Annotated in this window: 21 protein-coding genes and 1 pseudogene; 7 read left to right on the top strand and 15 right to left on the bottom strand. The window is 28.0% G+C overall.

Features of this window, described 5'->3' with window-relative positions:
* Window positions 1-267: 267 nt before the first annotated feature.
* Window positions 268-1,074, bottom strand: a complete 807-nt coding sequence (locus tag LQE93_RS10150) for a cation transporter (protein ID WP_055266405.1) — start codon at window positions 1,072-1,074, stop codon at window positions 268-270.
* A gap of 447 nt (window positions 1,075-1,521) precedes the next feature.
* Between LQE93_RS10150 and pflB the strand changes: the two genes are divergently transcribed.
* Window positions 1,522-3,753: a formate C-acetyltransferase gene (gene pflB, locus LQE93_RS10145; protein ID WP_055266403.1), complete on the top strand. Its 2,232-nt coding sequence runs from the start codon at window positions 1,522-1,524 to the stop codon at window positions 3,751-3,753.
* A gap of 43 nt (window positions 3,754-3,796) precedes the next feature.
* On the opposite strand, the gene LQE93_RS10140 is transcribed toward pflB, so the two are convergent.
* The 10 genes from LQE93_RS10140 to LQE93_RS10095 all read right to left on the bottom strand — a co-directional run bounded on the left by LQE93_RS10140 (window position 3,797) and on the right by LQE93_RS10095 (window position 13,068).
* Entirely contained in the window at window positions 3,797-4,735 is a 939-nt protein-coding gene (locus LQE93_RS10140) for a hypothetical protein (RefSeq protein WP_231073458.1), read from the bottom strand.
* A 39-nt stretch (window positions 4,736-4,774) separates the two neighbouring features.
* Window positions 4,775-5,953, bottom strand: coding sequence for a glycosyltransferase family 2 protein (locus LQE93_RS10135; protein WP_055266399.1), 1,179 nt, complete (start codon window positions 5,951-5,953; stop codon window positions 4,775-4,777).
* 27 nt (window positions 5,954-5,980) lie between these two features.
* Window positions 5,981-6,898, bottom strand: coding sequence for a putative nucleotide-diphospho-sugar transferase (locus LQE93_RS10130; protein WP_055266397.1), 918 nt, complete (start codon window positions 6,896-6,898; stop codon window positions 5,981-5,983).
* A 2-nt stretch (window positions 6,899-6,900) separates the two neighbouring features.
* Window positions 6,901-7,887: a GDP-mannose 4,6-dehydratase gene (locus tag LQE93_RS10125; RefSeq protein WP_055266395.1), complete on the bottom strand. Its 987-nt coding sequence runs from the start codon at window positions 7,885-7,887 to the stop codon at window positions 6,901-6,903.
* The gene (locus LQE93_RS10120) at window positions 7,881-8,645 is read right to left on the bottom strand and encodes a glucose-1-phosphate cytidylyltransferase (protein ID WP_055266393.1); all 765 of its coding nucleotides are present in this window, start codon (window positions 8,643-8,645) and stop codon (window positions 7,881-7,883) included. The genes LQE93_RS10125 and LQE93_RS10120 overlap by 7 nt, the downstream gene beginning before the upstream one ends.
* A 21-nt stretch (window positions 8,646-8,666) precedes the next feature.
* Complete coding sequence (locus tag LQE93_RS10115) at window positions 8,667-8,894, bottom strand: hypothetical protein (protein WP_055266391.1); 228 nt, start codon at window positions 8,892-8,894, stop codon at window positions 8,667-8,669.
* Window positions 8,895-9,064: 170 nt separating this feature from the next.
* Entirely contained in the window at window positions 9,065-9,940 is an 876-nt protein-coding gene (locus LQE93_RS10110) for a DegV family protein (protein ID WP_207731851.1), read from the bottom strand.
* 237 nt (window positions 9,941-10,177) lie between these two features.
* Window positions 10,178-11,002 carry a TPM domain-containing protein gene (locus LQE93_RS10105; RefSeq protein ID WP_231073436.1) on the bottom strand — a complete coding sequence of 275 codons (825 nt, stop codon included), beginning with the start codon at window positions 11,000-11,002 and terminating at the stop codon, window positions 10,178-10,180.
* Window positions 10,999-12,066 carry a hypothetical protein gene (locus LQE93_RS10100; RefSeq protein WP_231073434.1) on the bottom strand — a complete coding sequence of 356 codons (1,068 nt, stop codon included), beginning with the start codon at window positions 12,064-12,066 and terminating at the stop codon, window positions 10,999-11,001. Before LQE93_RS10100 ends, LQE93_RS10105 begins: the two co-directional genes overlap by 4 nt.
* Window positions 12,067-12,219: 153 nt before the next feature.
* On the bottom strand, window positions 12,220-13,068 hold the full coding sequence (locus tag LQE93_RS10095; RefSeq protein WP_231073433.1) for a metallophosphoesterase: 849 nt from the start codon (window positions 13,066-13,068) through the stop codon (window positions 12,220-12,222).
* 355 nt (window positions 13,069-13,423) lie between these two features.
* Between LQE93_RS10095 and LQE93_RS10090 the strand changes: the two genes are divergently transcribed.
* Window positions 13,424-14,275: a DegV family protein gene (locus LQE93_RS10090; protein WP_231073428.1), complete on the top strand. Its 852-nt coding sequence runs from the start codon at window positions 13,424-13,426 to the stop codon at window positions 14,273-14,275.
* A gap of 329 nt (window positions 14,276-14,604) precedes the next feature.
* On the opposite strand, the gene LQE93_RS10085 is transcribed toward LQE93_RS10090, so the two are convergent.
* Window positions 14,605-15,912 (bottom strand): DEAD/DEAH box helicase, encoded by a 1,308-nt coding sequence (locus LQE93_RS10085; protein ID WP_231073427.1) that lies wholly within the window; start codon window positions 15,910-15,912, stop codon window positions 14,605-14,607.
* 293 nt (window positions 15,913-16,205) lie between these two features.
* Between LQE93_RS10085 and LQE93_RS10080 the strand changes: the two are divergent.
* The 3 genes and pseudogenes from LQE93_RS10080 to LQE93_RS10070 all read left to right on the top strand — a co-directional run.
* A pseudogene (locus LQE93_RS10080) lies at window positions 16,206-17,330 on the top strand (YjjI family glycine radical enzyme); the annotation flags it as partial.
* Window positions 17,327-18,163: a YjjW family glycine radical enzyme activase gene (locus LQE93_RS10075; protein ID WP_231073552.1), complete on the top strand. Its 837-nt coding sequence runs from the start codon at window positions 17,327-17,329 to the stop codon at window positions 18,161-18,163. The pseudogene LQE93_RS10080 and the gene LQE93_RS10075, both read left to right, overlap by 4 nt.
* A gap of 64 nt (window positions 18,164-18,227) precedes the next feature.
* The gene (locus LQE93_RS10070) at window positions 18,228-18,572 is read left to right on the top strand and encodes a cupin domain-containing protein (protein WP_055266377.1); all 345 of its coding nucleotides are present in this window, start codon (window positions 18,228-18,230) and stop codon (window positions 18,570-18,572) included.
* A 49-nt stretch (window positions 18,573-18,621) separates the two neighbouring features.
* On the opposite strand, the gene LQE93_RS10065 is transcribed toward LQE93_RS10070, so the two are convergent.
* Window positions 18,622-19,848 carry a metallopeptidase TldD-related protein gene (locus LQE93_RS10065; protein WP_231073420.1) on the bottom strand — a complete coding sequence of 409 codons (1,227 nt, stop codon included), beginning with the start codon at window positions 19,846-19,848 and terminating at the stop codon, window positions 18,622-18,624.
* Between the two features lie 15 nt (window positions 19,849-19,863).
* The gene (locus tag LQE93_RS10060; RefSeq protein ID WP_231073418.1) at window positions 19,864-21,201 is read right to left on the bottom strand and encodes a TldD/PmbA family protein; all 1,338 of its coding nucleotides are present in this window, start codon (window positions 21,199-21,201) and stop codon (window positions 19,864-19,866) included.
* A 145-nt stretch (window positions 21,202-21,346) separates the two neighbouring features.
* Here LQE93_RS10060 and LQE93_RS10055 point away from each other — a divergent pair, with 145 nt between their 5' ends.
* Complete coding sequence (locus tag LQE93_RS10055) at window positions 21,347-21,886, top strand: hypothetical protein (protein ID WP_231073415.1); 540 nt, start codon at window positions 21,347-21,349, stop codon at window positions 21,884-21,886.
* A 10-nt stretch (window positions 21,887-21,896) separates the two neighbouring features.
* On the top strand, window positions 21,897-22,739 hold the full coding sequence (locus LQE93_RS10050; RefSeq protein ID WP_231073413.1) for a metallophosphoesterase family protein: 843 nt from the start codon (window positions 21,897-21,899) through the stop codon (window positions 22,737-22,739).
* A gap of 138 nt (window positions 22,740-22,877) precedes the next feature.
* Here LQE93_RS10050 and LQE93_RS10045 read toward each other — a convergent pair whose 3' ends face one another.
* Window positions 22,878-24,068 (bottom strand): cytochrome c biogenesis protein/redoxin, encoded by a 1,191-nt coding sequence (locus LQE93_RS10045; RefSeq protein ID WP_231073411.1) that lies wholly within the window; start codon window positions 24,066-24,068, stop codon window positions 22,878-22,880.
* Between the last annotated feature and the right edge of the window lie 459 nt (window positions 24,069-24,527).

Raw genomic sequence — 24,527 nt, 5'->3', positions numbered from 1 at the left:
ATATTTTTTACTTTTTATCTTATAATATCACTATTTGTTATTATATACCATTTAAATAACCTTAAAATTTTATTACAATTTGGTTACAATTTATTTTCATTTATACCAAATGTCTACTCCTATCATCAAATTTATAATTTCAACTATCAAAGTTAAAATTTGGAGCTTCACTTATTAGACTATTTATTTGTAAAAAAGTTCCCTAATTTTTTTATACTACTTAACTATTTTTTACACATACAAAAAAGCCAGCTCTCGCTGACTTTTTTAAACTATCCATTTTTTATTTCCGGTAAATGAGACATTTAACCATTTATTATATTTTATATGCTTTATAGCATCATTTATTTCTTCTCTTACACTGTCCATTTGGTCTAAGGTCTTTAACTTACTATTTTGATTATAGACAAAATCTATTTCTATTCTAAGTTCTCTACCTATTTTAGAAACTCTAGCAATTGATTCTTCAAATTTATACTCTTCCTCAATTTCTTTTACTAGTACATATATATCATCATTAATTTCATCATCAGCCTTAACAGATATAATCTCTTTAAAACTTTCTATAAAAGTCTTTATAGGTAATCTTAAGAAAATTATTGATACTATTAAAGTCATAGTTGGATCTATATATGGATTTAAGAAACTTAAGGTAGTTTTAGATAAAACTATTGCAACTAAAAACCCAATTAATACTGCTGCACTTAAAGCTGTATCCATAAACCATTGATTACTCTCAGCTTTTATTAATTCAGAAGATAACTTTTTCTCTTTCTTCTTCATATATAAAGTGATTATGCCACAACCAACAACCGAAATAATGGAATAAACTATAGCTAGTCCAAATTCTATGTTGTTGCCTCCATTAAACATTATCTTTACTGCATCTATAAGAGTATATAAACACATTATAAGTATAACTAAAGATTTAATTGAAATAACTAATGGTTCTAAAATATGTTTTCCAAAAGGAAACTTCTCTACATCATTTTTAGACATAAAATTACTTATAAATAAGGATAACATAGATAATAACAAACTGATAAATGAATATAATCCATCGAATATAATCATTTCAGAATCTATCGCTCATCCCCATGCAATACCAAATAGTGCAAAGAATAATGCACCTAAAACGGATAATTTTAATATTTTGTTTTCTATTTTCATTATCTTCACCTACTCCTTAAAATATTTTTGCTTAATATCATAATACTAGAATAAATTCTATATTGTAATGATTAAAATGCTCAAAAAATACTACTAATATATTTAATTTTAAATTCCTCAAATTTTACTTACAGCATAAATGTACTTTAGAAAATATTGTTATATTTTTAACATAAAGCTGAATATTCAGAATATTTCCGATATTGTAAATATATTTATAATTTAATTTCCTATTGAAACATTCTTTATTTGATGATAGAATCATATATGAATTTACTATTAATTAAGAATTATTATTGACATCGTTTTAACAAACTAAATTTATATATAGAAAAATCGGAGGTATAAGCAATGAGACAAGAATGGACAGGCTTTAATAAAGGCCAATGGCAAAAAAGCGTTGACGTAAGAAACTTTATCCAAACTAACTACACTGCTTACGAAGGAGATGACAGTTTCTTAGCTGGTGCAACTGAAGCCACTAAAAAACTTTGGGCAGAAGTTAGTGAACTTTTCAAAAAAGAAAGAGAAAATGGTGGAGTTTTAGATTTAGATACTGAAACTATATCAGGAATAAATGAATATAAAGCTGGTTATATAGATCAAGCTTTCGAAAAAATAGTTGGTGTTCAAACTGACGCTCCATTAAAAAGAGCTGTTATGCCTTATGGTGGTATAAGAATGGCTGAAAGTGCTGCTAAAGCATACGGATATGAAGTTAGCCCAAGAATATCTGAAATATTTAGCAAATATAGAAAAACTCATAACCAAGGTGTTTTCGATGCTTATACTACAGAAATGAGATTAGCTAGAAAATCAGGTGTTATCACTGGTCTTCCAGATGCTTACGGAAGAGGAAGAATCATAGGTGACTATAGAAGAGTTGCTCTATACGGTGTAGACAGATTAATACAAGATAAAGAACAACAAAAATTAAGCTTAGAAGTTAAGACTATAGATGAAGAAGTTATCAGATTAAGAGAAGAATTATCTGACCAAATAGCTGCTTTAAAAGAATTAAAAGGATTAGCTGCAACTTACGGATTTGATATATCAGCTCCAGCTACAAATGCTAAAGAAGCTATCCAATGGTTATACTTTGGATTCTTAGGTGCTATAAAAGACCAAAATGGTGCTGCTATGTCACTTGGTAGAACTTCTACATTCTTAGATATATATATAGAAAGAGACTTAAGAAACGGTGTTATCACTGAAGAAGAAGCTCAAGAATTAATGGACCACTTCGTAATGAAGTTAAGATTAGTTAAGTTCTTAAGAACTCCAGAATACAACGATTTATTCTCAGGAGATCCAACTTGGGTTACTGAATCAATCGGTGGTATGGGATTAGATGGAAGAACTTTAGTTACTAAGAACTCATTCAGAGTACTTAACACACTTTACACTTTAGGGCCATCACCAGAACCAAACTTAACAGTTTTATGGTCAACTAGATTACCTCAAGGATTCAAAGATTTCTGTTCTAAGGTATCTATTGATACATCATCAGTTCAATACGAAAATGATGACTTAATGGCTCCATACTGGGGAGATGACTATGCTATCGCTTGTTGTGTATCTGCAATGAGAGTTGGTAAGCAAATGCAATTCTTCGGTGCTAGAGTTAACTTAGCTAAGACTTTACTTTACGCTATAAACGGTGGTAGAGATGAAAAGTCTGGTGTTCAAGTTGGACCAAAGACTATTCCACTAACTGATGAATACTTAGATTACAATGAAGTAATGGATAGATTTGAAACAATGACAGATTGGTTAGCTAACCTTTATGTTAATACTTTAAATGTTATTCACTACATGCATGATAAATATTCATATGAAAAATTACAAATGGCTTTACATGATAGAGATGTATTCAGAACAATGGCTTGTGGTATAGCTGGACTTTCAGTTTGTGCTGACTCATTATCTGCTATAAAATACGCTAAAGTTAAGCCAATAAGAAATGAAGAAGGAATAGCTGTAGACTTCGAAGTTGAAGGTGACTTCCCTAAATACGGAAATGATGATGATAGAGTTGATGAAATTGCTGCATGGTTAGTTGAGTCTATGATGAACAAAATCAGACAAAACAAAACTTACAGAAATGCTACACATACTCAATCAGTATTAACAATTACATCAAACGTTGTTTACGGTAAGAAGACTGGTACAACTCCATGTGGAAGAAAAGCAGGAGAACCATTTGCACCAGGAGCTAACCCAATGCACGGAAGAGATAACAGTGGTTCTTTAGCATCATTAAACTCTGTTGCTAAGATTCCATATGAACATTCTCAAGACGGTGTTTCTAATACATTCTCAATCATTCCTGATGCTTTAGGAAAGACTGCTGAAGGTAGAATCACTAACTTAGGTGCTATGATGGATGGATACTTCTCTCAAGGAGCTCAACACTTAAACGTAAATGTATTTGATAGAGAAACTCTATTAGATGCTATGGAGCACCCAGAAGAATACCCACAATTAACAATCAGAGTATCTGGATACGCTGTTAACTTCATCAAATTAACTAGAGAACAACAATTAGATGTTATAAACAGAACATTCCATAAATCAATGTAATTAAATATGTATTAAAGGAGCTATTATAAAATAGCTCCTTTATCTATATCTTATAATTATGAAGATTAATGATATTTCTCCTATCAACAAATCCTATATTAAACCATGGAAATTCTTTCTTCATACCCTCTATTCCATTTGATAATAATCTTACATATGGGTCATATATATATACCAATATATTCTCGTCATCTATATGATAAAATGAACATAAATCGAATTCTCTAGGTCCTAATATTACTACACTTGAGAAGTGATAAAATATTAATGGTGTTTCATTTATATAAACATTATTATATCTCTTTGAAACTTTATAATTTTTTATATTCCAAAATGCAACATTAGCTCCAATAGAATTGACTACATGTACATTTTTAAATATATCTACCCAATCTTCAACATACCGTTGATCACCAAAGGTTTTATCAACCGTATCATACTCCATAGTACACTTCTTTAAACATCTGTCTCCCCATAATCTTACTGCTACCCTTGCTTCATTATTATTTCTAAATCCTACAAATCCTGTATTATATATTCCACTTAATTCATAATAATGTTTAAATTCTTCTGAATTTCTATGATGAGTTAAGAAAATTGAAGCATTAGGATTTTCATCGAATACATTATCTATATTTGAAAAGAAGAATAAATCCGCATCAACATGTGCATAGTATTTAGCTTTATCATACTGATTCATAATATAATATAAAAATATAGGTTTTAATGTCCAACAATATTCATGAAAAGATCTATTTGATTTAGCTTTTAATAATTCAAAATTATTATCTTCTAAATACTTTATTGGAATTAATATAATATCTTTAAAACCTATCTTTTTTAATATTGCATATACCGACTCATTCATACATAAAATGAATAACTTAAAACTTTTGCAATACTGACGTAAAGAAATATACATAGGTATAGCTTTGAATAAATGTTGCTCTGATAAGATCATACTGAAATGATATTTCTCCAATGTCTTTTCCTCCTTTCTATTAACTATTTACAAACCATACTAAATCCTGTATATATCTCTTATTAATGCTAGCATTGCTTCTGTAAAATATTTAATTCCAAACTTATCTCTTAAATATTTTAATTCCATTATTAATTCTTCTAGGTTTATATAAATATTAGGCATAATACTATATCTATCTTTAACTCCTTCTACAAAGAAGCGTTTTCTGCAAGTTTGAATTAGTTCTAAAAATATCTCTAATAATCTCCTAAACGAAGTAACTGGAAGCATATTATTTATATCAATTACTAATTCGTTAATAGTACTTCCATCAATAGAGGTTACATATGATACACAAACTAATATTACATCTAAGAAATATACATTATTATATTTACTACATATATAATTCACATTATCATGAGCTTCGCTTATTCTTATATTACTTGGATGTTCCTGATGAACATTTAAAATATCTTTATCAAATACAAATTTACTTCCAGATTTATATAGTCGTATACCTAAATCATAATCTTCATACCCATAACCAACTATACTTTCATCAAACATACCAACCTGTATAACTCTACTTCTTTCTACAGAAACGTTATTAGTTATGAAAAATCTCCATGGTAAAGCATAGTCTCTAAAATTATCTCCGTATCTATCTAATATACCTTTTAAAATTTTCATAAAATCTGTATCTAAATTATAAATATAATTTAAATAACTTCTATCTACTATAGATTCACTACTTATTAATGGTTGCTTGTCCATCTTAATATCATCTATATCCATTCCATATATAGGTAATATATCATCTTTATAATTCAAACCAGCTTTCTCTAATTCTTTATAATAAAAAGTATTTATTCGCTTCCATGGAACACCACATACAACTATATTTCCTTCTTCATGGTGCTTTAAATGTCTGGTTATGAAATCTATAGGTGCTAACATATCACTATCGTGAAATATTAATATATCTCCTTCTGCTCTTTTTACCCCTTCATTTCTACCATGTGCAATTCCTTTATTCTCCTTTACTCTTACAAACTTAAGAGGATATTTAGATTCAAACTCCTTTAACATCTCTATTGTGTTATCATTAGATCCGTTATCAACTACAACTACTTCAAAAGTATCATAGTCACAATCTTGATTATTTAAAGTTATTAAATTATAATATAACCTTTCTCTCGAGTTGTAAGATGGAATTATGACGCTCACTCTCATAAAATCTATCTCCTTATACCTTATTAGTTAATTATCTTCAACTTCAGCTACTGTTTTATACTCTATAAATGTTGGATCAATCTTTTCAACTTCATCAATAAGATTAGTTAATAGCTTTCTATATATTTCATATATAAAAGGTTGATTTATTCTATCTTCTTCGTGAATTTGTCTTATATCATTCTTATTAACTATTCTAAAACCACTAAAGTGATAGAAAATCAATTTATCATTATTTACCATTATATTGTTATCTTTAACACTAAATCTATATTTCGGATAATTCCAATGTCCAATATTTATACCTGGTGTTGTAATCTCTTCAACATCTTTAAATAGGAATGGCATATCCTCAAGATATTTCTGGTCCCCAAACTTATTATCTTCCGGATTTGCCGTGCAACTTTCAATACACTTCTTATCCCACCACTTTACACACTCTATGCCATTTATATCGTTTTTAAAACTAATAAATCCTGAGTTATACTTACCAGTAAGATACTGCATATATTGATTAAATTCCTTAGAATACATAGGCAAAAATATTTCTCCACTTGATAGTAATACAGATGCCTCAGGCTGATTCTCAAAAATTATTCTAACGTCTTGTAAAAAGAATAGGTCTGAATCTATATAAGTCACCCTTTCTATAGAGTTATCCATCTCAAAAATATATCTTATAAACCCTGGTTTTAATGTCCAACAATATTGATTCAATAATCTCTTATCCTCTAAATCTATTAAATCAGCTCTATTTAGTTGAGATATTGTAAATAATCTTAGTCTATCAAAATTAACTTTCTTTAAGAATTCATAACATTTATTATCTACACAAAGAACATATATTACGAAATCATCCAGTGTTTCATATAAAGATAAAAAGCAAGCAATACCTTGAATTAACCTTGTCTTAGAAACAACAGCACAAAAAACACTCTTTTTCATACCTATTTATCTCCTAAAAACTCTTTATACCACTTTACTGTTTTTGCTAATCCATCCTCTATTGTATACTTTGGATTCCATCCTAATATATCTCTAGCTTTCTTTGCAGATAAATATTGATGTTTTATTTCATTACTTCCTATATTTAATATTATAGGTTTTAATTCACTACCCATAATATTTAATATTTTGTCTACTAATTCTAAAACTGTTAATTGAATTTCATTACTAAAATTAAATGCTTGTCCTCCTAAATTTTGCTCCTCAATTTTTTCTGCTAAAGTAATATATGCTTCTACTGCATCTTCAACATAAAAATAATCTCTGATAAAGGTACCGTCACTTCTAATTATTGGTGCTTCTCCTTTTAATATTGATTTAATACTTTGGGGAATAATTCTATTAAAATTTAAATCTCCTCCACCATATAAATTTCCACATCTAGTTATACAAACTGGTAGCTTATAGGTTTCATAATAACTTTGAGCAATTAAATCTGCACAACTCTTTGAAACATCGTAAGGATGTTTTCCTTGTAAAGGCATACTTTCATCATATGGAAGCTTCTCTTGATCTCCATAAGCTTTGTCGCTAGATGCCACTACCACTCTTCTAATTAATGGACTTCTCCTGGATGCTTCAAGTATATTCCATGTTCCTTGAATATTAGAAATAAATGTTCCTAATGGATTCCTATTTGCAACGCCTACAATTGCTTGAGCTGCTAAATGAAAAACTGTATCTATCTCATATTCTCCTAATATTCTTTCTATTAAATAATAATCTTCTAAACTTCCTCGTACTACATTTATGGATTTATATTCATCACCACTATAAAGATTAGATTTTGGTATATCATCTCTTACCAATAAGGTTACATTAGCACCATAATCAACAAGAGCCTTAGTTAAATAGCTACCTAAAAATCCTGTTCCACCAGTTATAAAAATATTTTTATCTTTCCAAAACTTATCATTTGTACCTACCATATTTTCCACAATCTCCTTCCCTCATTCCACATTATATTTACATTATTAATATCACTTAAAGTGTCCATTGCAGTCCAAAAACCATTATGCATATAAACTGCTAACTGATTATCTGCAACTAACTTTTTCAATGGACTTTGCTCTAAAACACATGTTGAATCATTTTCTAAATAATTAAATATTTCTGGTTCGAATACAAAAAATCCACCATTTATTATTTCTTCTGTATTTTTCTTTTCCTCAAATGATTTAGCTACTCCATCTCCTACTGTTAAAATGCCATATTGACTCTTTTTATATATTCCAGTTACAGTTGCTATCCTTCCTTGCTTCTTATGAAATTTTAATAATTCCTCTATATCTATATCAGCTAAGCCATCTCCATAAGTTAACATGAATGTTTCGTTTCCAATATATTCTTTAGCTCTTTTTATTCTTCCTCCAGTCATTGTATCAATACCTGTATCAACGAAAGTTATCTTAAAGTCTTCAGGATCTGAATACACTTTTATATCTCCACTATTCATATCTAACTTAAAACTATTAGTTTTCCAGTAGTAATCCATAAAATATTCCTTTATTTTTTCCCCTTTATATCCTAATAACAAAATGAAATCATTAAATTTATAATACTGATACATTTTCATTATATGCCACAATATTGGCATACCCCCAACCTCACATAGAGGTTTAGGGGTATCCACTGTTAATTGACTCATTCTAATTCCCTTTCCACCTGCAAGTATAACAACTTTCATCTTTAGTCACTCCCTTTTTTACTATAGTTTATATTTTTCAAAATTAATTAATGATTTAGCATCTAAATATCCACAATGATCAATTTCTTCATATAGAATAATAACTATTAACACGCTCCATATTAATCCACGCGTCTCACAAAAAGTCGTTTCAGAATTTATACTAATAACACGCTTATCTTTAATAAAATTATTTATTCTATCTTCTAATTCTCTAAAATTTTTCCCATTAAATATTTTTACTTTCACTATTTTAGATTCCTTTAGCCAAATTTTTTATACTACATATTATTCCTAACTATAAATTATGTTCCATTAATTTCCTATATTTATCACATCTCATTTTGTAGCAAATAAATTTATAAATAAAAACAGTATTAACTATTTAATAAGCTAATACTGTTTTTGTTTATAATTTTTTACCATTGATTATAAAAGTCAAATTTTTTGTTAAAGAAAATCACTCCTACTCCACCTATTCCCAAGTGAGTTCCTAATACACAACCTATTTTAGTAATTACACATTTAGTATCTTCTCCAAATCTTTCTTTTATAGCTTTAACAACCGCTTCTGCAGCCTCTTCATCATCAGCATGCCCTATTCCAATAACTTGGTCAGTAAACCCATCTATTCTTTCTTCAACTATATCTAAAAGAGTATTTATAGATTTTTTCTTCCCTCTAACCTTTTTAATAACTTCCAGATAACCATTGTTTACATCTAACATAGGTTTTAAATCAAGCATTGTCCCTAGAGCAGCCTGAACCTTGTTAATTCTGCCACCTTTCATAAGCCAATTTAAATCTTCTAATATAAATACATGCTCGATATGATTAGTCATTTCATAAATATAGTTGATAATATTCTCAAAGCTTTCTTTATTTTCAATAAGCTTTATTACCTGCATAGCTATTACTCCTATACCTATGGCCCCAGCCTTTGTATCTATAACTTCTATTTTTCTTTCTGGATATCTTTCCTTAAATTCTTTTGAAATATTTTTTGCTAAATCACAAGTTCCAGATAAAACAGATGAAAACGCTAAATATATAAAATCATTACCTTCCTCACAATGTCTATCAAATGTTTCATAAATTGCTGCCGGCGATACTTGAGATGTTTTAGGTAAAATACCATTTCTCATTTCTTCATAAACCTGGTCTATCGTTATAGTTACTCTATCTAAATACTCTTTATCATTAATCATTACTCTAAGTGGTAATATATCTATGTCATATTTATCATACATTTCTTCTGGCAAATCGCAAATACTATCAACAATTAACTTAATCATATTTTTCTCCTTAAATTTAACATATAATATATAATTTTTTCCAATACAACAAGTAATATATACCTATTTTCTATTAATATAAATATTTATTTTTATTAATTAATACAATATTAAAAAAATATTTCTAAAATTTTTACTTGTTTTACTCTAAAAAGAAAAAATGAGATGTCTCTAAAATTATTTTTAAAATCATTTTAGAGACATCCCCATAATTAATAATTCACAATTCTTAATTATTTAGAATTTTCTTCCTCCACCACCATGAGAATTTCCACTACTTGATGTATGAGTTGTTGTTCTTCCTCCACTACCGCCTGAATTACCATTATTCTTAGGAATCTTTCTTCTGGTAGTATTTGTCGTTATAAATCTATCACTTCTTCTAGTAAAATTAATCGAATTTCTATCTAGGTAGTTTTCCTCTGGTAATGCTGCTGGCTTTCTATACTGCATAACTACAATTCCACATATAACTGAGCTTATTACTAACGCTATTAATAATGCAATCAGAACTCTTTTTATTTTTGCTTCAGTAGATAGTATAATATCACCATTTTCATCAACTGTATATTGATTTGATGGTATCCCCTTTTCTAAATAATAGCTTGTATCCTTTAAAAATACTTCTGCACCTTTAGAGTAATTACCATCACTTAAATATGAATATACATCGTCTAAAATATTATCTACTCTACTATCTGTAAAATATCTCTCACCATTTCCTGACGTAGAAATATATACTTCACGGTCATCCATATTAATAAGCATAAGTATACCACTATTCTTATCACCAAGTCCGTAGCCTTCATAGTCAAAAAAATCATCTGCATACTCCTTAGAGCTTTTACCTTGATTATCATTAATTGTTACTATAACTATATCCATATTATATTTATGTGATATCTTATTAATAGAACTTTCTAAGCTATTTATTTCTTCATCAGAAAATAAAGTTGCTTTATCCACTACTCTCTTAAGGTCAGCACTTATATTACTACTTAATGAAATACATAAAATCATCATCAATGCAATTACTAAAACTCTACTTATTATCTTTTTCATATAAGCATACCTCCTATAAGTGCTACTATAAATGAAATCACAAATAATATAGTAAATAATATACCTATACGCCCTTTAGATACTGGGAGAGCTCCATATACTTCTCCGCTTTGTCCATTAATTGCAAATATATAATTTTTATTATTAAATTGATAAGTTAACATCCATACAGGAAATAATGCGTATTTAAATTTAGCATTTCTGTACTTACTATTAAAACTTCTTTCACTTACTATGCTATATCCATTAATAGAATTTCTTAAAATATTATTTACAGAATTATTAATAGTACTCTTTATACTAGGCAGTACATCCTCCTTAGTTCTATCATATTTATCTGCTAAAAATCCTGGAAGATATGCCATAGAAAAATCCTTTATCTCATTATAATCAAAAGGTTCAATAGCTGTCATAACTTTATCATCTGCCTTTGAAGATGCGTTATGAGGAACATTATCAAATTTTAATTTAGCTTCTCTATATACTTCGTAAGTATCAGTTTTTGTATATTCATAATCTCCCTGTCTCCAAGTCATTATTTTTTTACCTATGGCCATCATGCTTCCATCTACATCACAGTCAAAAAGCCAGTATGGTATATATATACCAGTTATTTTTTCAAGCTGCTTTGCTGATGTAAACTCCTTAGGTATAAACCATTTTTTCTTTGACCAGTTCAATAAAATTTCTTCTGCTTTTCTCTTATCAATCTTAAAGGGAATAACTTTTGAAGGCTTGAAATCTCCTAATAATTTATCTGTTAATATAACTGGTCCATGACAGTAATAGCAAAATGTTGCTGCTGTGGATTTATCCGCAACCACTTCTGCCCCACACCTTGGACACTTATATACTCTTGTATTATTATTTATTTCATCACGTAATTCATCTGATATCTGTTCTTCACTATATTCATCACTTCTATCATCTTCTTTTTTAAGATAATCTTCTAACTCTTGAATTGAAAATGTGCTTAGGCAATAATCACATTTACCTTTCTGTGACTGCGCATCAAATGTTACATGTGCACCACAATTAGGACATTTATAAACAGCAGCTCCCATTTATTCACCTCATCTAATTAATACTAAATAAATAATAACATCATTTACAGTTTAAGTAAATCTACGCATATCTTATAATACTTATGCCTATCTATTATCATTATGAAAAACAAATAATATTTATAATAAAAATCCTAAGAAAATAATCAAATATTATTTTCTTAGGATATCTACAACAACTATATTAGGTCTATTAAATAATCTTAATGGAAAACCACTATTCCCTAATCCCCTACTTACAATTAATTTATTATTTTCTCCATACATCCCTGAGTAATATTTTGGTAGTATTCCTTGCCCTGGAGCAAATAATCCTCCTACAAAAGGTAGTATAAATTGACCACCATGTGCATGACCTGAAAACATAATATCAAAGTTGTGTCTACTATATAATGTATCTTCATTTGCATCATAATTTTCTGGATAATGGGATAATACAAATTTTAACCCATTCATATTTTCTAACTTCTTTAGTAAGAGCTCTGATTTTTCTCCCTCATATTTACTCTTAACTTTTTCATAAAATAATTCTCCACTATCTATCCTATTTTCTACTAAACCTAAGATATTAATAACAGTGGATTTTATCTTTATCGTCTTTATTTCATTATCTAATACTACAACATTATTAGCTCTTAACTTATGTAATATTTCATTAATTCTCTTACATCTCATTTCATTATTTCCAGGAATATAGAATACCGGAATATTATTATTTACTTCAGCTAAAAAACTAATTATTTTATCAATTCTTTTCATGTTAGAATCTATTAAATCACCAGTAGCGACTACTATATCTGGTTTTTCATTAAATATTATATCCTTCAATATCTTATTATCTTTTCCGAATTCCTTACTATGCAAATCAGAAAGCTGTAAAACTTTTATATTATCATTACTACTTGAATCTATATTAAATCTTGTTATTTGTATTTTATTATTTTGATAATAACAAAAGCCATATGCAGATAATGCTGTAATTCCCAATGTCAAAAAACTCATATAAATTTCTCCAATTAATAATTTTAAATATAATTATATCACTTTTAATAATTATATTTTATTAAATATTAATGAAACTTTTAAAAATAAATAATAACTACTTTCCCATCTAACTTTTTCATACTTTCTCCTCCTTATAAATCTGTTATCTCTCTAATAACATATTTTCCCTTAATAAATTACTACTAATTATATCTATATTATTAGTAGTAATTTAACTTAAAATTTATTATTTCTATTACTTAACTAACAAAAATATTAGTATTTTAGTTTGATATCCAAAATACTTGACATCATTTTATTTTTAAATTAAAATGATATTAATTTGATAATCAAAGTAATTTGGAGGTTTATTATGAACTTTAATATAGTTACGGATTCTACATCCGATATAACACAAGTAGATGCAAGAGAAAAAAATATACAAGTAGTTCCACTTCGTATTCTTTTTGAAGATGGTGAATACCACGATGGAATTAATATAAGTACTGAGGAATTTTATAATAAATTAGAATCTGCAAAAGTTTTACCTCAGACAAGCCAACCTTCGCCTGAGGATTTCTTTAAAATATTTGAAAAAGCGAAAAAAAATGATGAAGCCGTACTTGTAATCACATTATCTAGCTCCTTAAGCGGCACATATCAAAGTGCAACTATAGCGAAAAATATTTGTGAATATGAAAAAATTTATATAGTAGATAGTCAAACTGTAACTTTAGGTTTAAAAGTTCTAGTTGATTATGCTATTTCACTTAGAAATGATGGTAAATCAATTGAAGAAACTTTTGAAATCTTAGAAAGAGAAAAACAAAATATTCGTATTTTCGCTGCAGTAGATACTTTAGAATACTTAAAAAAAGGTGGAAGACTTTCAAGTGCTGCAGCTTTAGCAGGTACTCTATTAAATCTTAAACCTATAGTGAAGGTTCAAGACGGTGCAGTATCTATGGCTGCTAAAGCTAGAGGAACTAATAATTCATACTCAAAAATAAAAGCTTTAATAGAAGAAGCTGGTGGAATAGATGAAGCTAGACCTTATACTCTTGGATATACTGGCTCATCATCTAATTTAAATCAATTCGCCACTTTTATTGATAAGACATATAATCTTAAAAATTGTCCAATAAGTGCAATAGGTAGTACAGTTGGTGTACATGCTGGTCCTGGCGCTTGTGGTATAGCATTCTTTATAAAAACAACAAATTAATTATTCATACTCATGCATTTATTAAATGATGATAGTTATAATGTACTAATTATCATCATTTTTTATAAATTATACTTTTTATGATTAGAATTACATTTTTGTGTCAAAAATTATAAATGACCATAAACCACTCTAATGTAATATAAATTGCATTACTCAATTGTGTGCCTCATAGGTGATCTTATAGAGATCCCTACACTTAAATTAAAGAAGGTGTATATTTAGCATTCTAAATATACACCTTCTTTAATTTCTACATATAAAATGCAACAATTTTTATATATTTTATTTTAATAAAAATAGCCGCAAATAATTACGACTATTTTTTATTACTTTTTATTTAGTTTATTATTTGTACTATATTTTCTATCTCTACTTCCATTACTCATTTTGTCGTTTCTATTTCTTTGTTCTTTGCCTTTTCCTTGATACCTTCTTGATTTTCTACTATTATTACTCTTATGTTTATCAGTACCTTGTTTTATGACAGGTGGTACTATATTAATTATTTCAAACTTTTCTTCTTCGAGTACTGGTATTGATTTTCCTATAACTTTTTCAATTCTTCTAAATATTTCTAGTTCTTCTGAATCGCATAAAGTAATTGCAACTCCATCTCTCCCAGCTCTTCCTGTACGGCCTATTCTATGTACATATGTCTCTGGGACATCTGGTAAATCATAATTTATAACATGTGATAATTCATCTACATCTATACCTCTAGCTGCTATATCTGTAGCAACTAAAACTCTTAAACTACCTTCTTTAAAATTATTTAAAGCTAATTGTCTTTGATTTTGAGATTTATTACCATGAATAGCTGCTGCTTCAATTCCTACATGATTAAGGTCCTTTGCTATTTTGTTTGCACCATGCTTTGTTCTTGAAAATACTATAACTGATTTTATACTTTCATCTTTTAACAGATGTACAAGCAATGATTTCTTATTTTTCTTTGATACCATATATGCACCTTGCGAAATAATATCTACTGTTGATGATGCAGGCTGAACTTCTACTTTAATTGGATTTTTTAAAATAGAATTTACTAGCTTCATTACTTCCTTTGGCATAGTAGCTGAAAATAATAAGTTTTGTCTTTCTTTAGGTAACCTCGATATTATTTTCTTTACATCATGAATCATTCCCATATCTAACATACGATCTGCTTCATCAAGTACAAAATATTTAACATTTTTCAAGTCAACATGTCTTTGATTTGATAGATCTATAAGTCTTCCTGGTGTTGCTATTAAAACATCTATTCCAGATTTTATTTTTCTAACTTGTGAACTTTGATTTACTCCACCAAATATAACTGTACTCTTAATATCTAAATACTTTGAATAAGTAGTAACATTTTCACCTATCTGTATTGCTAACTCCCTTGTTGGAGCTACTATTAAGGCCCTTAAATTCCTATCATTATTAGTTTTTTTCTCTTTAATTATACTTTGTAATATTGGTATAGCAAACGCTGCTGTCTTTCCCGTTCCTGTTTGTGCACAGCCTAATATATCTCTTCCTTTTAATATAGCTGGTATTGATTTTTCTTGTATTGCTGTTGGTTTTTCATATCCAGCCTCTTCTATTGACCTTAATATTGGCTCAATTATATCTAAATCTTTAAATAACATTATTTCTCCTTTTTAATAAAAATTATTTTCCACATAAAAATAACGCCATATAAATGCAATTCACTAACATAAGCATTTATATAGCGTTCATTACTATTCATTATATCCTATTTTTATAATAATTTCATTAATTATTTATTGGAATATTAAAACTTACATTAAAACTCATCATAATAAAATAGCTTATACTAACTGATATTTACTATAATTAAATAACCTAAAGACATGTTATAATCTATAGGAACATAAGATGACTTTAGAGGTGAGAATATGAACGATATCGAAAAAATTGTTATATAGTGGATGAAGTTGAAGCTAAACTTGCAATTAGATTGTTTTTAACACAATTAGATAGAACTATAACTGACTCATTCTGTCATGGTAACTTAGGTCCAAAGCCAACTAAGGCTGCAAAAATAATATTAGAAGTTGAGAGAGAATTAGAAAATGCTATTCCAAACTTAACTTTAAAATATAGTGAAGAAACTCCTGATGACTTAGCAATTGAAGCTATTAAAACAGCATTAGTTACAGCTAAGCCAAGCTTTGCTAATCATAAGATGTTTACTGAAGATTTAGGCACTTACGGAATTGCTAGTTGCTATAACGGTCTACATGTTGGAGGGGGAGCACATACTTTAGTAAGAATGAGATTATCTACTTTAGCTTCTACTGCCACTGATATTGATGATTTCTTCAATGATAAATTACCTAATGCTATGAAGTGTATGGCTGAATATATAAATGAAAGAATTAGATACATAGTTGAAGAAAGTACTTTCTTTGAAACAAACTTCTTAGTAAAAGAAGGCTTCATAAGTAAAGATAGATTTACTTCTATGTTTGGACTTGTTGGACTTGCTGAAGCTGTTAATATACTTCTTAAAGCCGAAAAACTTGAAGATAAGTTTGGTCACTGTCAAGAAGCTGATGATTTAGGCGTTAGAATAATGGACTTTATGGAGGACTTTATAAATAATTTCCAAAGTAAACACTGCAAAGTTACTAACGAAAGACTATTACTTCATGCTCAAGTAGGTATAGGTGATGATATAAATATAAGTCCTGGATCAAGAATTCCAATAGGTGAAGAACCTGAATTATGGAAGCATTTAAAACAAACTGCTAGATTCCATAAATACTTCCCATCAGGAGTGGGCGATATATTCCCATTTGAAGTTAATTCTATGAACAATCCTGAATTTATATTAAACATAATTCAAGGTGCATTTAAAGAAGGTATGAGATACTTCTCTCTTTACTCTTCAGATGCTGATGTGATAAGAATCACTGGATACTTAGTTAAGAAAAGTGAAATAGAAAAATTAAATAGAGGTGAAGCTACACTTCAAGATACAGTTGTTTTAGGACAAGGACAAGTTAAAAACGGTAAAGTTCTTGAGAGAATGATAAGATAATGACTGCATTGGTTAATAAGATAATTCCTTTTAGCTCTGTTGATGGGCCTGGAAATAGAACTGCAATATTTCTACAAGGTTGTAATTTCAACTGTATCTATTGTCATAATCCTGAAACAATAAATATATGTGGTAACTGTGGTACATGTATCACAGCTTGCCCTAGTGGAGCTCTTACTAAAAATAACGGTGAAGTTTTTTGGGATAAATCAAAATGCTGTAATTGCGATTCATGTATTAAAACATGTAATAATAGTAGTAGTCCAAAAATCTCTAAGATGTCTGTTGATGATATAATTAATGAAATAAATAATTATAAACCTTTTATCCAAGGTATAACAGTATCTGGTGGAGAATGTACTCTTCAAGAAGATTTTCTTTTTCATTTATTTACAAAGATAAAATCATTAGGCCTAACATGCTTTATTGATAGCAATGGTTCTAAAGATTTTAAAGAAATGCCTAAACTTTTAGAAGTTTGTGATAGCGTTATGCTTGATGTTAAAGCTTTTGATAATACTATACATAATAAATATATATCTTTTGATAACGCAAATGTATTATCAAATTTAGAATTCTTAGCTTCTATAGGAAAGCTTTATGAAGTACGAACAGTTATAGTTCCTGAATTATTTAATAATGAAGAAACTGTACGCAAAGTTTCAGAAATTATAAATAAGTATGATTCAAATATAAGATACAAGCTTATAAAGTTTAGAAATCTTGGAGTAAGACAATCTTTAAAATTTCATCCTACTCCTTCTGATGAATATATGAATACAATAAAAAGTATTGCTGAAGAAGGTGGATGTAAAAATATTATTATAGTATAGTAACGTATAAAGTAACTATTACTCCATAACCTATTTACATAATGTTTTAAAGGAGTGATTATTTATGAATAATCGTTTATTCAAATTAAGTGAAGTTGCCCAAGGTGATGATAAAGAAGCTAAGAAGACAGTTGTTTATACTTCTGATTCTACTACCGCTGCTGTTTGGGTTGTTAAGCCTAATCAATTTATTCCTACTCATAAGCATACTACATCAGATGACTTATGGATTTGCATTCAAGGAACAGGAGTAGTTTATCCTGAAAAAGATAAAGAAGTTCCATTTTCTAAAGGAGATATGCTTTTATCAACAAAAGATGCGCAACATGGTTTAAAAAATACAGGAAATGAAGATATTATATTAGTTAGTGTAATTGCACCATTCCCATCTGACTTTGTTGCTTTATAATAACCATAATAAAACAACGCTTTAAGTAAGCGTTGTTTTATTTAATATATTATTTAATATTCATATTTAATACTATAGCATGTTCTCCAAAATAGCATCTATCAGCAGTTTGCCCTAAATAATCTTCTCCAAACATTTCATATATATTTCCGTACACCGAAAGCTCTGGTAACCTTCCAACTATTTTCCCATCTTTAAATAAGTATGACATTTGAACTGGAGATGCAAAATCCCCTTCATTTGTACAGTCTCCTCCAGACATAATTACAGTGTATATAGCTTCTTTTCCATTTAATATTTCTGATAAAGTTTTATCTCCACTCTTTACTTTAATTCTTGATTCTACCATTCCTTGTCCATATAATGAAGGCACTTCATCATAATTAGCACTAGCTGCAGCAGTATTTGGAATATTATATTCAGCTGAAGTTTTCTTATCTGTATATCCAAAATTTATTTTTCCATTTTGGATTAAATAAAATCTATCATTTTCAATAACGCTTCCTTCTGCATCAAAGAAAGGTATATCAATATTTTCTTCACTTCTATCAACATATACTGTAAAATCTTTTGAAAATACTTCTTTTCCAAGCTTATTATTGAAAATAGAAGTTCCTTTGTAAAGGTCATTTCCATTTAAACCTTCAATAACTTTTTCTCCTAAATCATAAAAATTAGAAATTACAGGAATCTTTGTTTCCTTAGGTATTTCAACTATATTATCAAAAGCAGTTAAATAATCTCTAACATCTTTTACTATAGCTTCTATATCAAATTGTCTTTCACATCTCTGTACAGCTGTATCAAAAACATTTACCGATTCTTTATGCTTTATAATTAATTCAGTCTGATAATACTTATCTAAATTAACATATTCTAATCCTACATCATTTTTTAAAGTAATTTCTGTTTCTATAGACTTAATCTTATTGCTGAAAATAAAGTTTGGAAACTCCGACCTTATAATTTCTAATAACTCTTCTGCTTTTTTTAAGAATTCATCTGAAGACATATTACACTCTCTTAAATCTCTTCTTCTCTTTCTATCTTTGCATACTTCAAAATTATATGGAACTTTATTTTCAAGATTCTTAATAGCTTCATTCCATGTTTCCTCAGTTGGCTCTCCTAAGCTTCCGCTTACCCCTATATATCCATCTTTATATACTCTACACCCACTCTTTGTAATATCCTTTTTTCTTATGGAATCTATTCTTGTCTGCGTTACGTTAAGTGCTATTTCCTTCATTCTATTTATATAAACTTCTCTAATCACTTTTCTCACCTACCCCTATTCAACATTTATTTTATTTACACGTACATATGGCCCACCTAATCCTACAGATAGTGGCCACTGTTCCATTTTTCCACAACCACCTGTCCCTAATGATTTAATTTCAACTTCATTAGATAAGCCATCTATTTCATTTAATGTACTCATTACATTTCCTGTTATTACTGATACTTTTACTGGTTCTGATATTTTTCCATCTCTAATCATATAAGCTCTTGATGGTGCTATAGTAAATGTAGACATTCCTGAACCATGAATAAAACTATCTATATATATTCCTTCTTTAACTCCATTAAAAAGTTCTTCTTTTGTTAAATTACCAGCTCCGATATAAGTTGTGGTCATTCTTACTATAGGTTCATATTCAAAATTTATAGCTCTGCTATTACCAGTAACATCCTCATTTAAAGCACCTGCAGTATATGCACTGTGAAGTCTTCCATTTAAAATTCCATCTTTTATTAAATAATTTTCCTTTGCCTTAGTTCCTTCATCATCATAAGGTACATATCCAGAGCCTTCAATATTTCCACAATCTATTATATTTAATATTTCTGAACCAACCTTAGTTCCTATACTCCATTCTTCCATCATCTTCTCATCACCTATCATAAAGTCTGATTCACTTTTATGACCAAAGCTTTCATGAGCAAATACACCTGCTACAACTGGAGAAAGTATACATGTATAAACTCCTTTTTTTACAGGCACAGCATTTTTTGCATACTCTAAATTTTTAATAATTTCTTCTCTAAATAAATCTTGCTTATTAAACAGTTTATTAAAATCAGCTTCATATATAGTTTCTCCACCATTTTGAGTCATACCATCAATAGATAATTGATACCTATTTGCTATATATGCATTCTGTATATCAAAAGTAACATCTGTACCTTTACTTGAAATTATTTCTTTTATTGTATAAGTGTCTTTATAAAGTAATCTCGAATTTAATATTTCTGGGAATTCATTATTTATAGGTAGGTAACTTTCTAAAAGTTTAATCTTTTCATCATTAGATACTTCTATTATATTATTATTTTTATATTTTATATCATTGCATTTATTTACTTCTATCCTCTTAACTACAGGATTATCATAAATATTTTCATTTTTTTTAGCCAGTTTTGATAGTTCATCAATTTCTTTCTGTATTTCTTCAATATTTGTAGTAGAGCTATAATACCATCTCTCCCCATCAAATATACGTATAAATGCCCCTTTTTCAACTTTTAATTTATTCTGCTTCAACTCATTATTTTCATAGGTTATGCTATTAGTTTTTACAGTTTCAATTCTGATATCTGTATATAATTCTTCTGGAAATCTATACATATCAATCGCCCCCTTTTAATTAATAAAATTATTTTACCATTTATTTAAATAATAGTAAAATAGATAAATTTAACTTTTCTCAGTTTATCCTTTATACATTTGTTTCATATACTATATAAATAAATCAATGCTTTAGGTGTTAAATATGAAATTTCCTAAAAATATAGATATAAATAAGCTTCAATTCATCGGTAGCGGAACTCAAGGTTCGGTATATAAAATAGATGATGAAAAATGTATAAAAATATTTAAGAAAAAGTCTCATTGCTTAAAAGAAATAAATACCATGCTTATGTCACAGGTTGACTATCACTTTCCAATTTTATATTCATATGGAGACAAGTATATTATCCGTGAATATATAGATGGTATAGAACTTGATAAATATCTATTATCAAATTCATTAACCCCTTATTTATCAAATAAGTTAATAGAATTATATGATGCTATGAATTTTGTAGGCTTTTCAAGATTAGACACTACCTTATTTCATATATTACTTACTGATCAGTATGAGCTTAAGATTATAGATACTGCTCGAGCAATGAAAAAAGAAACTATTTACCCAAAATTAATACTAGAAGGCTTAGATAAGCTTAATTATAAAAATCAATTTTTAAGCTATGTTAAGATTGTACGACCTGACCTTTATAACAGGTGGAATTCTATAAATAATTTTTATTGAAGGAGATTATATGCGTTTTTTAGTTTTTGGTGATTCAAAGGGTAAAAATAATGGGGTAAATACTAAAGTTTTAAAATCAATAATGGAACAATCAATAAAATTAAATCCTAAAATTGATTTTCTAGTGATGTGTGGTGATTCAATTGCAGGTAGTTCAAATAAAGAGCAGCTCATTTCCCAATTTAATAATTTTAAACGAATAGTTCAAAGTTATCATCCAAACAAAATAATTCTTCCTGTTATCGGTAATCATGAAGTCAACATTAACCCTACCGATGATAGCTATGAAAAAATATTCAAAAAAATTTATAATGATCTAAAGCCTAGTGGTTATTTAGAAGATTATAATAAAACAGCTTATTATGTAGATTATGAGAATACTAGAATTATTATTCTTAACGCTTTTCATCCTAATGAAATCCACAAAATTGTAGATAACCAACTTTCTTGGTTTGAAAATGTGGCTTCTGTAGATATAAAAAACAAATTAGTTGTTATTCATTCTCCAGCATTTCCTACTGGTGCTCATCTTGGTCATTGCCTAGATTTATATCCTAATTATAGAGATTCCTTTTGGCACGTAGTTGATAAATGTAAAATTGATATAGTTTTTTCTTCTCATGAACATAATTATTCTAGAAGAATTATTCATGGTAAAAATGATATTCATCAAATTATAACAGGTGGAGGTGGAGAAAAACTTCGAGATAAATATAAAAGCAAAGATGGTGTTATCATTCCTCCTATTGCAACCTATCATTTTGTTGTTGTTGATATAACTGAAAATTTTATAGAAGTATCTGCAATAAATACTAAAGGCAGACTACTTGATAATTTTAAGCTTTATAAATAGTAATTTTAAATAATACTGCACTAACTAAAATAACAAGGATATTTAGTTTTATCAAATATCCTTGTTACTTTTAAATTTAATACTATATACTAAACTCTTAATTTTCTTTACTTCTTTTTTTAATAATTTAGATTGATTCTATCTATCTCTTTCAATTATCTTCTTCATAGTTTCTTTATTCATTGCCCCTGGAACATATGTTGTAATATAACCCTCTTTATCTATTATAAGTGTTGATGGTAAAGAGTTCATTCCATAACCATACATAAGTGACCCCTTTTCATCAAATACTACTGGGAATTTATATCCATTGCTCTCTAAAAACTCAGTTATATTCTCCTGAGAACCTTCTCTTCCTAAATTAGGTGATGCAACTCCTAAGATTATAACATCATCTTGATTCTTATTATATTCCTCATATAGTTCATCTATATAAGGCATCTCTTCTCTACATGGAGGACACCATGTTGCCCAGAAATTTAAGAATACTGTCTTACCCTTATACTCACTTAAAGTATGCTTGTTTCCATAATTATCATACAAAGTGAAATCTATAGGTGCTAGTCTATCCTCTTCTTCCCCTGCATTTTCTTCAGTTGAATAATTATTATTCTCTATATTACTTTCATCTTTTGGATTTAATTGTTTATTAACATCAACAAAACCATTTACTAACATAATTAATCCAGCAAGTATAATAAGTATACCGCTTATCTTTTTAATAGTTTCCATATGTTTCTTAACTTTATTTAAGTATTTTCCTAATTTACTATAGAATATAGCTACTATAAGAAAAGGTAAAATAAATCCTAGAGTATATACTAATATCAATAAATTAGCTACTAAAATATTATTTGATGTTGATGCCATTACGAGTACTGATGCTAATATTGGTCCAATACAAGGAGTCCATCCAAAACTAAATGTAAAACCTAATACAAAAGCAGCTAAAGGTGACATTGTCTTATATTTTACACTTAATCTTTTTTCTCTACTTAAAAATTCAGATTTAATAACTCCTAAATAAAACAATCCCATAATTAATATTATGATTCCACCTATAATCATAATTATATATTTATAAGTGCTAAATAATGAACCTAACGCATTAATTGATGCTCCTAATATGAAAAATGTAGTAGATATACCTAAAGTAAAAAATAAAGTATTTCTTATCAATATACTACTTTTAAATTTAGAATCATTCATATCACTTACAGTGCTATTAGCTAACATACTTAAATATATCGGTAGTATAGGTAATATACAGGGTGAAAAGATTGATAATATCCCTTCAATAAAAACAATAAAGATATTAATATTTCCCAAAATTAAATTTCCTCCTAAACTTCTTGTGCTTATTTAAAATTAATATTACGTTATATTACTAAATATATCAATTATTTACTTATTATAACTTTATCCTAAATTATTTAATTATTTTATACCTTTATGAAATACTATTATGTGATATAATCACATATTCCAATTATTATTTTATAGTCTTACTTTATTTTATTTTTTCTCTTTACAATATAAATTTATTGTAACACCTTAATATACATGTCATATACTATATTATGACAAATCGATAATTACTAATTTTCTTATGATAAACTAGTATTAATCTTTTAATAATTTAGCTAAAGTATGAGTTTCTCATTTACCTATCATTAATGTAAGTAAGCTTATGTTAGCTAAATAATTATTATCTTCTTGTTTTTAGTAAGTAACCTAATAATCAACCTAATATTTTAGGGTTTGTGATTAATTCACAAACCCTATCTT

Origin of the sequence: Clostridium sp. NSJ-145, assembly GCF_021044725.1 — a bacterium.
Classification (GTDB): Bacteria; Bacillota; Clostridia; order Clostridiales; family Clostridiaceae; genus Clostridium; species Clostridium disporicum_B.
Note: the sequence above shows the minus strand (reverse complement) of the source record. Positions and strands in the feature narration are given on the sequence as shown.